This is a genomic window from Borreliella garinii (assembly GCF_001922545.1).
GTDB classification, from domain to species: Bacteria; Spirochaetota; Spirochaetia; order Borreliales; family Borreliaceae; genus Borreliella; species Borreliella garinii.
In genome coordinates this window covers 758,334-771,694 of the sequence record NZ_CP018744.1, presented here as the reverse complement: position 1 = coordinate 771,694, position 13,361 = coordinate 758,334, and the positions used below count along the sequence as shown (strand labels likewise).

Sequence of the window (13,361 nt, the reverse complement as noted above, 5' to 3'; positions counted from 1 at the left end):
GAATATAATAACATATAATAATATAGATGCAAAAAAAAATGAATAATTTTTTATTTCATATAGTTATAAAATAATTTAAGAGGTCCAAAATTAATGACCAAAAAAATACTTAACAATAAATATCGAATAAAGACAGTATTAATAATATCTTTGGGTATAACTTTGCTAACTATTTACAAATATTTTACATTAATGGTCTTAAATAACAGCCAAGACAACATCATATCTTTAAAGTCAAATGATATTGTAAGAAGAGGAACAATTTATGATAGAAATGGAAAACCAATAGCATTCTCTTCAAAGTCCTATTCAATTGGAACAAACCCTCAAAAAATAGAAAATATTGTAAGTACATCTGAAACTCTTGCCGCAATACTCCAAATTGATTCAAGAATTTTAAAAGAAAAGCTTTCTTCTAAAAAAGGGTTTTTATATATAAAAAGGAAAATAAAAAGAGAAGAGTCAGATTTAATTAAAAGAATTCAAGCTGAAGGCAGGCTCTCAAACATTACTTTATATCCTGATTACACAAGAATTTATCCCTTTAGACATGTCACAAGCAATATTACTGGCTTTGTGGGAACAGATAATCTTGGCCTTGAGGGCATTGAATTTTCTCTAAATAGTATCTTAGGAAAAGATAAAACCAAACAACAATTTTTAAATGAAGAATTAGAAACAAACAACATCTACTTAACAATAGACATGAATATACAACAAGGTGTTAGCAAAATAGCTAAAAAATACTTTAAAGAAAATAATCCTGAAAGTTTAATTACTTTAGTAATGGACTCCCAAAATGGAGAAATATTGTCTATGGTTCAATTCCCTCAATATGATGCAAACTTTTATTCTGAATATCCTGAAGAAATACGAAAAAACCTTTCTTCATCGTTAACCTATGAGCCTGGAAGCATTAATAAAATTTTTACAGTTGCAATAATATTAGAAAGTGGAAAATTAAATTTAGAAGAAAAATTTTTAGACAATGGAATATATCAAAAACAATTTCCATCAGGAGAGAAAATTACAATCAAAACCTTAAATCCTCCCTATAAATACATAGACTCTACAGAGATTTTAATTTATTCATCAAATGTAGGAATAGCTTACATTACTGAGAAAGTTAGCAATGAATACTTTTACAAAAAACTTTTAGATTTTGGATTTGGGAAAAAAGTTGGATTTCCATTTCCCGGAGAAACAAAAGGACTCTTAAATCATTATTCAAAATGGTCAGGAAGAAGCAAGGCTACAATTGGATTTGGACAAGAAATAGGAGTATCAGCGGTTCAAATATTACAAGCTGCAAGCATACTGGGCAACAATGGAATAATGTTAAAACCCAGAATAATCAAAAAAATAAGTAACGATAAAGAAGAAATTATTAAAGAATTTGATAAAGAAGAAATAAAAAGAGCAATATCCAAGAGTTCAGCACAAAAAGTTTTAAAAATGATGAGAGAAGTTGTAAATAAAGGTGGAATTCCAAATCTTAAAATTAAAAATCTTGACATTTCTGCAAAAAGCGGGACATCTCAGGCTATTGATAGAAAAACCGGAAAATACTCAGAAGAAGACTACACATCCTCAATCTTAGCAATATACCCCACAGAACAACCAAAATACATTATTTATATTGTATACAGATACCCCAAAAAAATAATATATGGAACAAGAATAGCAGCTCCAATGGCAAAAGAAATAATAGAATTTATTGAATATCGACAAAACACAAGCGCATATAAAAAAATCAAAATGCCATCAAAAATCAAGATTCCTAAAACTGCCACCAATTATAAAAATAAGGCATACTTGCCAAATTTTATAAATCTTTCCAAAAGAGAAGCAATAGACATACTAAAATACTATAAAAGCACCATAAAAATCAAAATAAATGGCGCTGGATTTGTTTATAAGCAAAGCATACCTCCCAATACAAAATTAGAAGACATAGTAGAGCTTGAACTGTATTTAAAATAATCAAGTAAATAAATTTTTAATTTCATTTTTATAAAAATTTAAAATATAGCTTCGCTTAATATCCATTTTAATCGATATTTCTTTGCCAACTTCAAATGGTTTCTCTAAAAGGGTAAACTTCAATATTTGCTCAAAAGGTTTAAATCCATTAGTTCTATTGATTAATTTTTTTATTTCATCATTTATAGCCTTAAGAACAATATTATTTGCAATAATTTGACGTCTATTATTAGCATCAAAAATTTTTTGCCCAACACTTTCTAGATATTTATTTATTTCTTCAAAATTTGGAAGAATAAGAGCGCCTAAAAATTTTTGATCCTGCCCTACAACAACTGCTTTTTCTATTAATATTGATTCTTCAAGCTTAATCTCAATTGGAGCAGGCTCAACATTCTCTCCATTGTTCAAAACAATTGTATCTTTTTCTCGACCAATAATTTGAACAACATTATCCTTGGATAATTTTGCAATATCGCCTGTGTTTAAAAAACCATCAGGACCAATAATCCTGCAAGTTGCTTCTCTATCCTTGTAATATCCAAGCATTACTTGGGGCCCTTTTACAAATAAAATTCCTTTTCCAGGCTTTTTAAGCTTGTTGCCATCAGCATCTCTAATCTCAGCAACAGTTCCAGGTAAAATTTTACCACAAGTTCCAATGATCAATTTTTTATGCTTATTGGAAGCCACTCCGGGTGAAGTTTCTGTCAATCCATAAGCATTAGCAAGTTCAATGCCAATTGAATTAAAAAATCTAGCAACAGATAAAGGCATACTCCCACCACCAGTAATCCCAACAACAAAATTATTGCCTAAGATCTTATTTATTTTATTAAAAATCAAAATATTCCCCAAAGCTTTAAAAGGAAATAAGCAGATTAACCCGAATATTCCCAAAATTTTCTTTATAGGACAAAATAAATTAAAACCATTGTCTGGATAAAGTCCCATTACTGTCCTATAGCAAATATCATTAAGAAATGCCAATTTTATAAAAAAATGAAAAATTATTCTAGAAATAAACGACTTTTTAGAAACTTCTTTATAAATATTTTGCCTTATTGCAATCCAAAGCCTAGGAACAGCTGCAATATAATGGGGATTAATATTTTTAATATCATCAAGCATTGCCCTTGGAACAATGGTAGAAAATAAACAAACCATGCCCTTGAGAAAAATATTGTAAGAAAAAGATCTTTGAAAGGAATGCCAAATTGGCAAAATACACATAAATATTTGTCCCACTTGCGTATCAACCATTAAACTGAAACTAGAAACCTGATAAAGAAGGTTAGCATGGCTAAGCATTACCCCCTTTGGATTGCCTGTTGTTCCAGAAGTATATATTATTGTTGCCATATCATTAGAATCAACTTTACTTGCAATTTCAATAATTTCTGAATCTTTTCTTAAATTGTCACCAAATGAAATACAATCGCCATAGGTATAAATTTCAAAATCACTATACTTTAGCCTATCTTCTTTGTTCAAATTTTCAATAATAATAAATATCGGTTTTACTGTAAATTTAATTTGAACAAACATATTAAGAAGATTTAAATTTTCTAAAACAACTACACTTGGAAGAGCAGAGTTAAAAATAATTTCGGCTTCAAAAAGAGTAACATCAGAACCTTTTGGAATATCAACAGCACCCAAAGATAAAATTGCAAAATCTATAACGGCCCACTCGGCCCTATTCTCAGAGCAAATAAATATTTTATCTTGATGCTTAACATTGATTGACTTTAAAAAGGAAGCAAGCTTTAAAACATTGTTTTTTAAGTCGCCATAAGTAACATGAGCATATCCATTGCAAGTTTTATATATTTGAGCAATTTTATCCTTTTGCTGATCAGCCACTTCAAAGAATGCCTTTGCTATTGACATATAATCCTCCTTTTAACAAAATTAATATGATTTATTATATCATTAATAACCATAAATTCATAAAAAATTATTTATAAAGACCCCTACTATAAAAACATACAAAAGGCCAATAAGAATAAAAACCTAAAAAATTAAAACAAAGTTTAAAAAAATATTTAATAAAAAAATAATTAAATACTCCTGAATAAATAGAATATTCTATTGAGTAAGAATTTTGCGAACTTAGCAGAAAATTTTGACCCTTTTTAAAATTATATTTTTACACTCAAATCTTAAAACATAATTTTTATTATTCAAAAATTTACTACCCAAAAAAGCGGGTGAAATTATAATCTTAAAGGTTAATTTTTCAAAATAAAAAAATTAATCCCCTCTGTAGGGTAAGAACAATTCAAATCATCTACAATATCCTTCAATCTATTAACAATAGATTCATTGGAGGTATAAATAATCAGAATAAAATTTTCTTCAGGCCAAACACCATTACCATGTTTTTCTCCCTTCTTGCCTTTCCCATAAACATTTTCTATCTTAGAATAATATATAGGCTCTCCTAGCTCTTGCTCTATTTTTTCCATACATTCTAAAATATCAAGCTCTAAAGATAAGTTGGAAATTATTTCAATCCTATACCTATGAAATTTAGTCATATCAATCCCCATCTTCTTCAAATAGATTATAATAACTACTTTTAGTTGAATTATTAATTTTGAATGATTTTTCAACATCTAAATTAGGCACCACCCTTTTTAACCTAGATTTAAAACTTGAAACAATATTAGAAAAAACTTCAAAAAGCATGGGAATAAAAAACAAAGTAAGAAATGTACTAGCTGTCATTCCGCCAATAAAAGTGAATGCAATTGGCTTTAAAAGTTCATTCCCACTCCCACTAGAAAATGCCATCGGAATAAGCCCTATTATTGAAGTCAAAGAAGACATTAAAATTGGCCTAAGCCTTGAACGACAAGATTCAATAATTGATTCTCTTAATCTAAATCCTCTCTTGATCAATAAACCAGTATAGTCTATAAGAACAATTCCCGTATTTACCACAACACCAACAAGCATAAGCATTCCAATTGCAGCAAAAATAGAAAGTTTTTCTCCTGCAAGAAAATGTATTAGTACAACCCCTATTGCCGTTAAAGGAATTGTAAAAATAATAATAAAGGGTTTTAAAAAAGATTCAAATTGAGAAGCCATAATGCCAAAAACAACAATAATAGCCATTGTAATTATTATTTTAAACTGATTCATAATATTTGAAAATTCATCATATTCTCCTTCAACCTTAAGCACTGTGCCTTCTTTATGAGGCACCTTATTATTAATAAAATCTATAACTTTTGCAGTTACTTGAGTTAAATTGTCATTTGGAGAAATGCCTGCATTAAGATATATAGTTAAAGCTTGATTTTCTCTGTAAATAGATTCAGCTTTATTGGTTTTTTCAAAGGTAGCTATTGATGAAAAAGGAATTTTAACTCCAGATGGACTTGTAATAAATATTTTTCCCAAATCTTTTAAATTTTTAACATCCATTCTATCAAGCTTAAGAACAATATCATAATTAAGTCCATTTTCTACATATTGCCCAGCAACAACACCATTAACGTTAGCCTTTAACTCATTTAAAATAGTATTCATGTCAATGCCATAATTATAAGCTAGCGCTCTATCTATCTCAACGCCAATTTGAAGCTGAAAATCATTTACACTAAGTCTTGGATTTACAAGTTCAGGAATTTCTTTTTTCAGCATAGAAACTAAATTTTTTCCATAATCTTTTATATATTCAAAATCATTCCCTGAAATTTTAATTTTAATAGCATCTCCACCACCTAAAGCATTGCTACTGGAAGGCTCAATATTAAATTCAGGATAAAGATTTCCAATGCGATTCATAATTTTATACTTAATAGCATCATAATCTATACTTTGAATCAACTTATCTCTTGACTCTTCCTTAAGGGGAAACAATATATTGAAAGTTATTCTGTCAGCATTTAAAGTAGAAATAATACTTTTGTATCCCTTAGCCTCACTTTTTACAATTTCTAAAAATTTATTCGAATAAAATTTTGCATATTCCAAATTAGTTTTATTAGGAAAATTTAAATTAATAATAATTGAATTCTCTTTGCCTCTAGCAAAAGTTGTCACATCTAGCAATAATCCTAAAAACAAACTACCAATAAAACTAAAAAAAACAATCAAACCAAAAATCAATTTATGATTTAAAACTATATTTAATAAATTGATATACAAAAATTCTAAAAAATAATAAATACTAGCAAAAAAAGTATCAATTCTCCTAATAAAAGCATTATTAATATTTTTTTGAAAACTTGTATATAAACCGACATAATGGCTTGATAAAACAGGAACTAAAAAAATCGCAACCAAAAGAGAAACTCCTAAAGAAATAACAATCGTAAATGAAAAGTCTTTAAAAAAATCTCCATATACCCCAAGTTCTGATTTGAAAATAAGAAATGGACCAAAAACACAAATAGAGGTCAAAGTTGAAGATGTAATAGGCAGCATCATCTCTTGAGCTCCAAGAATAGAAGATGAAATAAGCTTTGCTCCTTTTTGCCTATATTTATATATATTGTCTATTACAACAATTGAGCAGTCAACAACCATTCCAATTCCAAGCGCAAGCCCTGCAAGACTCATAATATTAATAGAAATATTTAAAAAATACATTAAACAAAAGGTTAGAATAATTGCTATTGGAATAGAAATTCCAATAATTATTGTAGCCCTAAAGCTTCTTAAAAAGAAAAAAATAACAAATATTGCAAGTATGGCTCCAAAGTAAGCTGAATTTACAACCGTTGAAATAGACGCTTTAATAAAATTAGTACTATCAGAAGCAATCTCTAATTTCATATCTTTAGGCATAGATAATTTCAATTTTTCTATTTCTCTCATAACAACATTAGAAACTGCAATAGAATTGGCATCACTACGTTTTTGAACCGATAAAGAAATTGAAGGCAATCCATTATATTCAACATATTCTGACAAATCTTCAAAATCAGTCTTAATATTAGCAATATCTTTAAGTTTTATCTCAATAGCAGATGAATTTATGCCAGAAGAAATGTCGGGAATCTTATAAGCTATTACTACATTACCTATCTCTTCAATCGATTTAAATTTTCCAGACACTTGAACCAAATATTCCAAGCTATTCTCTATTATATTACCAGCTGAAAGTTCTAAATTTTGAGATGCTATAATTGAAGATATTCTTGACAAAGAAAGCCCATAAGACTCTAATCTGTTTTGAGAAACCTCAATTAAAACACGTTTTCTACTTCCACCATTAACAGTAACAATTGCAACTCCATCAAGCCTTTCAAGCCCAGGTTTAATGACCTCATCAGCATATCTTTTAAGCTCAGAAACAGGCCTTACAGAATTAATAGTAATTTCCATTACAGGAATATTTTTAAGATTATATCTAAAAATTCTGGGAGCCTGTGATTTACTGGGCAATAAAGATTTTACCAATTCAAGAGCATCTCGAATTTCATTTAAAACTAAGTCCAAATCAGTTCCATGATAAAATTCAAGTGAAACAGTGCTACTTTCTTTAGAAGAAGTACTATATATATTCTTCAAATTCTTTACAGAACTTAAACCGCTCTCAAGGACTCTAGAAACACTCTCTTCAACTTCTCTAGGAGAAGCGCCAGGATAAGAAGTGTGAACACTTATTTGAGGAATATCAATCCCAGGTAAAAGGTCTACTTTTAATCTTGAAAAGGTATATAAACTTATCATCATTAACAATGAAAATAAAATCAACATTGTTATTGGTTTGCCAACTATTCTCTTAACCAACATAACACATCTCCCAATAAATTAAATATTGCTTTCAGCTGAAAGACTTTCTTTTGTATCTACTAAATTTATTAGGGTTCCATTAGAAAGAGTAGACATGCCTTCTACTACAATTAAATCATTCTCTTCAACCTCACCCGAAAGAGCTACAATGCCATCTATTTCAAAAAGTACTGTAACGGGTAACATTTGAACGCTTTTGCCCTCTAAATCAAGCTTAAATACAAATTGCTTACCCTCTCGCTCAACAACAGCTTCTCTTGGAATCTTAATTACATCTCTAAAGCGTTTAGTAATAAGTTTAATTTTAGAAAACATACCAATAATCAGTTTATCTAAATTACTACCAATAGGCGTAAGATATACCTCAATAGTGCGGCTTTTAGAATCTAAAACAGGAGATATCTCTGAAACTTTAGCTTTAAACTTTTCATTAGGATAAGCTCCAACCTCAATAATAGCATCATTTCCAACTTTAATATTTGAAATATATTTCTCAGACACATAAGTTAAAATTTGCTTTGCATCCGTCCTTCCTACTACCGCTATACTGGATTGAGGATTAACTGTTTCGCCAATTTTTTTTCTAATATTTAAAATATATCCCGAGATTGGCGCTCTTACTGGACTATTTAAATATACAGAACCAGGTCTTGAAGGATCAAGAGTTGCAATTACTTGCCCCTTTTTAACATAAGTTCCAAGCTTTACTCTCAAAGAGGTTATTTTACCAGCAGCATCTGGAAAAATATCTGCCTTGACTTTTGTATCTATATCTCCATTTAAAGACAAATAATCGCTCAAAGTTCCCTTTTTGATTTTTATGGCAATTACTGGAAATCTATAAGAACTTTCTTTCTCCTCATTAATATTTTTATCATTTAGCTTGTTCTTGCTTACACAAGAAACTAAGACTAAAAATAAGACTAAAAAATATTTTTTAAAAAATAGGTTAATATTAAAAATCAAATTCATAAAAATACCTCTTAATCTAATGAATTTACTAAATCCTTATATTCAAGTATAGAATTGGAATAATTCAATTTATCTTCAATGAGCTTCAAATCACTCTGCTTATAAGCAATCTCAATATCATTCAATTTAGAAAGATCTATGATTCCAGAATTAAAAGCATTAAATGCCATTTGATAATTTTTACTAGCTAATTCTACATTAATTTTAGAAGCATCAAGAATCGTTTTATATTTTCTAATATCCTTTCTTTTTTGAACAATACTAGATTTTAAATTTCTAATTTTACCTTCAATATTGTTTTGCAATATTTTTAGTTGATAGTTATTATCTTGTATTTTTGTAAAACTCTTTGAAAATGGAAATATTTCAGTTAAACCATAATTTAAGCTAAAGGATGCCGAAAATCCACTTGAAAAACCTTTAGAATTTTCATTAAATGATCTATAAGGAGAGTAAGAAAATGACAACGAAAGACTTGGTAAAAAAGTATCTAGCCAAAGAGAGTCAATAAGCTGTTCTGTCATTTTTAAACGCATATTCAACTCCTTGATTTCTAGCGATTCATTAAAATTTAAAGCTTCATTAAATAAGGAGAAATCTATTGTATCGTCTGGCAATTCCCCAATAATTTCAAAATCTTGATCCGGATCTAATCCTATTAATAATTTAAAAATTTCTTTTGATTTTTCAAAATTAATAATCTGACCATCTAAATCTGGCTGAGATTTTTTATACTTAAGCTGTGCATCAAGGAAATCTATTTCTGATATTAGTCCATTATTATAAGCAATTTTAGCTTGTTCAAATTTAAGCTTACTGTTTTGTATCTGACTCTCAAAAACTTTCAAAATACTCTTTAGAGCTATTAACTGATTGTAAGCCTTAAGAACATTTAGCTTAATATTACGAACAGCGCTTTCCCTTTCTATTTTTGCATTTTCATACTCCAACATAACAAGTTCCATTTTCTTTAAAACAGAAGGCGACAAAGAAAGATTAATAGCAACTCCAAACCCCAAGCCCCAATAATCTCTCTCAAGTTCACTCAAAACAGAAGAATTTCTACTAAGTGAAGAGCTAAGGTTAACATTTGGAATAAAAACATTCCATGCATTATTTTTATAAAGTTTTTTTATATTTTCCTTGTATTGAGCATTTTCTGAATCCAAACTACTTTCTAAAGCCATATTTACAGCTTGTTTAGGTGATATTTGAATAATTTCAGCAAAAGAAAAAGAGACAGTCGCAAAAATTAAAAAAAATTTTTTAATTTAAAGCCCCCTTTATAATAAAAATAAAAACTTTAAAGTTATAAAACTTAATTAATATTTTTAATTCACTTGATTAATCATTATATTATAATACAATTCTAAATATGAATATTTTAAAAATTTTCTTTATCTTTAATTATATTCTTATTTTTTTAATAAGAATATACCAAAACACTTTTTCTAAAGTATTTGGACTACAATGTATATACAAACCTACTTGCTCAAAATATTCAATTGAATGCCTTAAAACATACAATTTTCTAACAGCGCTAATATTAATGACACTAAGAATAATAAGATGTAATGCATTATTCAAAGGGGGAAATGATTTTATTCCTAAATACAATCCTATTTCAACATCTTTAAAAGAATTTCAAAAAAGATTAATCAAATAAAGTCTTATATTTTTCTGGAACCCACATCTTTACAATTTCTTTATTCTTTTCAACAAATTCAACTGCATTTCGATACTCTTTACCTGGCTCTTTATCATTTCTATCCATCAAAGGTAATATTAAATCATCATTCCAATAAAAATGATCAAAAACATAATATGCATCAAGATCGTCATTTTCAAGACCAAGTCTAACAAGAGTGTGCACACTCTCAATTCCTCCCATAATTAAATCAGGATCATCAAGTAACTTAATATCATACCTAGAAAAAGCCCAATGGGGTTTCCATAAAGGAACTAAAACCCACTCATTTCTCCTTATTGCAGAATCCAAACTTGCAAGCATAACGCTCTCACTTGAAGGTATTAGCTCATACTCTTTGCTTAATCCATAATAATCAAGCGCTTGTTCTGTAACAATCTGAGTTCCCGCACCAGCATCTATGCCAATCATTTTGTTCTTAAACTTATCCCCTTTTCCCTTAAGCTCACTAATGCTAGAAATTGGAACATAGCTTGGCACCACAAACCCTTGAATAGTTCCCTCATAGTTTGCACCAAGATCAACAAATTTTGTTTTCAGTTTTTCGTAATAAAATTTATCAGCTGTAGGAACCCAAGAAGATACCGTGCCATCTACTTTTCTGGTTGCTAAGTATTGATACATTACGGATGTAGTAACTGAAAATATTTCTGCATTGTAACCCATTTTCTCAAAAACAACCTTTAATACATTTGTAGCTGCTGTTTCTCCACCCCAATTCACATATCCAATTTTTACAGATTTCAAATTCTTTGAACTATTTTTTTCATCACAAGACAAAAATATAAGAAAAATACAAAATCCAATAAATAATTTATATATCAAATTCATCAAATATCCTCCATTTATTTATTATATATTTCTAAAAATCTTTTAAATCTATTTTCTTTCTTTCCACCATAATGATCTGTATTTAAATAGCTAAATTTAATAAAAATAGATTGCATAACCCTGTCTAAAATAATAGCTATAATAACAACTGCTAATCCAGATATTAAGCCCTCACCAAAATTTAATCTTTCTATGGAATAAATTACAGTCCTGCCCAAACCAGACGATCCAACCATTGCAGCAATTACTATCATAGATATCGCCATCATTATTGACTGATTAATGCCCTCGATTATACTCTGAAGAGAAAGAGGAAGCTGAACCTGCAAAAGAATGCGCAAATTGCTACTGCCAAAAGACTTGGCAGCTTCTATTACTTCATCTGAAACTTGAACAATCCCTAGCCTTGTATATCTAATAACAGGAGGCATGGCAAAAATTATTGTAGCAAAAATAGCAGAAGCTGTACCCATTCCAAAAAAAGGTATGGCGGGAATCAAGTAAATAAACGGAGGCATAGCTTGCATTAAATCTAGAATAGGTTTTAAAAAAACATAAAATCTTGGAAAATATCCCCCCAAAATACCTATAGGAATTCCCAAAATAACAGAAACAAATACAGAAACAAATATAATAGCTATTGTATCCATTGAAGCTTTCCAAAGATCAAAATACAAAATAAAAAAGAATCCGGGCAAAATTAAAAATACTAATCTCTTCTTCAAGAAAACAAAACTTAGTAAACATGCAATCAAAATAAAAACAATAGGATTAACAAAAAGAAATAAATTTTTTAAACTTTCATATAAAAGAATTATACTTTTAGAAAAGCCTACCCCATCAGAAGTTGAAAAATTATTAACCAAAAAATCAAAAAAATTATCTATTTTTAATATAAAAAAATCTTTACTCATAAATTCCTATCTTGACAATAAATCGGAAATTTCATTTAAATTAATATATCCGACAATAGCTCCCTTTACTTTTATTATTAAATAGTCTTGTTTATTCAAGTATTCAACAATTTTTTTTATCTCGTCATTTAGCTCTAAATCTAATGACACAAGATTTTCATATTTTTTATTAAAAACTTTATCATATAAACTAAAATTTTCACCTTGATATTTAATAACAACATTTAAACCATTATCACTACTAGAGTTTAAATCAAAATCATCTTTTAAAATATCTTTTATTTTTAAAATATTTAAAACAGGTAAATTTTTAATAAAATGAGATATAAAATCTGTACTAGGATTGGCTAAAATTTCCAAAGGTTTGCCAACTTGAATAATTTTTCCATCTCTCATGAAAGCAATTCTGTGTCCCAATTTAAAAGCTTCAATTAAATCGTGGGTAATAAACACAACTGTTTTTTTAAGTTTAGCTACTAACCTTAAAAGTTCTTCCTGCATTTCTCCTTTAATTAAAGGATCAAGCGCCGAAAAAGCTTCATCCATTAAGAGAATATCCGGATTAACTACTAATGCCCTTGCTATTCCGACTCTTTGTTTCATCCCTCCAGAAAGTTCATTAATATATTTATACTTTGAATCTTCAAGTCCCACAAGATTCAATACCTCAATAGCACGTTCTTCTCTAATCTTCCTAGGGATATGCTTGACCTCAAGGCCATAAGTAACGTTTCTCAATACATTCATATGAGGAAAAAGTCCAAAGTTTTGAAAAACCATTGCAAATTTATCTTTTCTTAAATTAGAAAGATCTTTGCGATTTATAGCATTCATTTCCATGTTATTTACCAAAATAGATCCTGAATCTATTTTGTAAATACCATTTAAGCACCTAACTAAAGTAGACTTGCCACAACCTGACATTCCCATAATAACTAAAATTTCATTTTCATAAACATCAAGATTAATATTGGCATTTGCAATAAAAATAGAAGATTCTTTGTAAATTTGCATTCTATCTTTACCATCTTCATAATCTTTTATAGCTTGAATTATCTGCTTTTTGCCAGCATAATAAGAAAATACTTTATAACAATCTTTAATTTTAACAGTAACCCTACTCAAAGCAAACTCCTCAATAAGCCTGCATTATACTTAATAACACATTATTATAAATTATACTAAAATTATTAAAT

Annotated in this window: 10 protein-coding genes; 2 read left to right on the top strand and 8 right to left on the bottom strand. The window is 28.6% G+C overall.

Annotated elements, in window-relative coordinates; all coding sequences use genetic code 11:
* Nucleotides 1-93: 93 nt before the first annotated feature.
* A complete protein-coding gene (locus tag BLA33_RS03605) occupies nucleotides 94-1,983 on the top strand; it encodes a penicillin-binding protein (protein ID WP_075226504.1) in 1,890 nt (629 codons plus the stop codon).
* On the opposite strand, the gene BLA33_RS03600 is transcribed toward BLA33_RS03605, so the two are convergent.
* The 5 genes from BLA33_RS03600 to BLA33_RS03580 all read right to left on the bottom strand — a co-directional run bounded on the left by BLA33_RS03600 (nucleotide 1,984) and on the right by BLA33_RS03580 (nucleotide 9,899).
* Nucleotides 1,984-3,876: an AMP-binding protein gene (locus BLA33_RS03600; RefSeq protein ID WP_029346614.1), complete on the bottom strand. Its 1,893-nt coding sequence runs from the start codon at nucleotides 3,874-3,876 to the stop codon at nucleotides 1,984-1,986.
* Between the two features lie 341 nt (nucleotides 3,877-4,217).
* Nucleotides 4,218-4,526, bottom strand: a complete 309-nt coding sequence (locus tag BLA33_RS03595) for a PG0541 family transporter-associated protein (RefSeq protein ID WP_075226502.1) — start codon at nucleotides 4,524-4,526, stop codon at nucleotides 4,218-4,220.
* A gap of 1 nt (nucleotide 4,527) precedes the next feature.
* Nucleotides 4,528-7,740, bottom strand: coding sequence for an efflux RND transporter permease subunit (locus BLA33_RS03590; protein ID WP_029346617.1), 3,213 nt, complete (start codon nucleotides 7,738-7,740; stop codon nucleotides 4,528-4,530).
* 18 nt (nucleotides 7,741-7,758) lie between these two features.
* Entirely contained in the window at nucleotides 7,759-8,712 is a 954-nt protein-coding gene (locus tag BLA33_RS03585) for an efflux RND transporter periplasmic adaptor subunit (RefSeq protein WP_075226501.1), read from the bottom strand.
* An 11-nt stretch (nucleotides 8,713-8,723) separates the two neighbouring features.
* The gene (locus BLA33_RS03580; RefSeq protein ID WP_029346618.1) at nucleotides 8,724-9,899 is read right to left on the bottom strand and encodes a TolC family protein; all 1,176 of its coding nucleotides are present in this window, start codon (nucleotides 9,897-9,899) and stop codon (nucleotides 8,724-8,726) included.
* 188 nt (nucleotides 9,900-10,087) lie between these two features.
* Here BLA33_RS03580 and yidD point away from each other — a divergent pair, with 188 nt between their 5' ends.
* A complete protein-coding gene (gene yidD / locus BLA33_RS03575) occupies nucleotides 10,088-10,378 on the top strand; it encodes a membrane protein insertion efficiency factor YidD (protein WP_029346620.1) in 291 nt (96 codons plus the stop codon).
* On the opposite strand, the gene BLA33_RS03570 is transcribed toward yidD, so the two are convergent.
* The 3 genes from BLA33_RS03570 to BLA33_RS03560 are packed head-to-tail and all read right to left on the bottom strand — an operon-like array spanning nucleotide 10,367 to nucleotide 13,290.
* Complete coding sequence (locus BLA33_RS03570; RefSeq protein WP_032989166.1) at nucleotides 10,367-11,251, bottom strand: glycine betaine ABC transporter substrate-binding protein; 885 nt, start codon at nucleotides 11,249-11,251, stop codon at nucleotides 10,367-10,369. The two genes, yidD and BLA33_RS03570, sit on opposite strands and share 12 nt — an antisense overlap.
* 14 nt (nucleotides 11,252-11,265) lie before the next feature.
* A complete protein-coding gene (locus BLA33_RS03565; RefSeq protein WP_029346622.1) occupies nucleotides 11,266-12,165 on the bottom strand; it encodes an ABC transporter permease in 900 nt (299 codons plus the stop codon).
* A gap of 6 nt (nucleotides 12,166-12,171) precedes the next feature.
* Nucleotides 12,172-13,290 carry a glycine betaine/L-proline ABC transporter ATP-binding protein gene (locus tag BLA33_RS03560; RefSeq protein WP_029346623.1) on the bottom strand — a complete coding sequence of 373 codons (1,119 nt, stop codon included), beginning with the start codon at nucleotides 13,288-13,290 and terminating at the stop codon, nucleotides 12,172-12,174.
* Nucleotides 13,291-13,361 lie beyond the last annotated feature (71 nt).

Coding starts and splice junctions, on each gene's coding strand:
- BLA33_RS03580 (WP_029346618.1), bottom strand. CDS start 9,899: ATGGCTTTAGAAAGTAGTTTGGATTCAGAAAATGCTCAATACAAGGAA.
- BLA33_RS03565 (WP_029346622.1), bottom strand. CDS start 12,165: ATGAGTAAAGATTTTTTTATATTAAAAATAGATAATTTTTTTGATTTT.
- yidD (WP_029346620.1), top strand. CDS start 10,088: ATGAATATTTTAAAAATTTTCTTTATCTTTAATTATATTCTTATTTTT.
- BLA33_RS03595 (WP_075226502.1), bottom strand. CDS start 4,526: ATGACTAAATTTCATAGGTATAGGATTGAAATAATTTCCAACTTATCT.
- BLA33_RS03590 (WP_029346617.1), bottom strand. CDS start 7,740: ATGTTGGTTAAGAGAATAGTTGGCAAACCAATAACAATGTTGATTTTA.
- BLA33_RS03605 (WP_075226504.1), top strand. CDS start 94: ATGACCAAAAAAATACTTAACAATAAATATCGAATAAAGACAGTATTA.
- BLA33_RS03600 (WP_029346614.1), bottom strand. CDS start 3,876: ATGTCAATAGCAAAGGCATTCTTTGAAGTGGCTGATCAGCAAAAGGAT.
- BLA33_RS03585 (WP_075226501.1), bottom strand. CDS start 8,712: ATGAATTTGATTTTTAATATTAACCTATTTTTTAAAAAATATTTTTTA.
- BLA33_RS03570 (WP_032989166.1), bottom strand. CDS start 11,251: ATGAATTTGATATATAAATTATTTATTGGATTTTGTATTTTTCTTATA.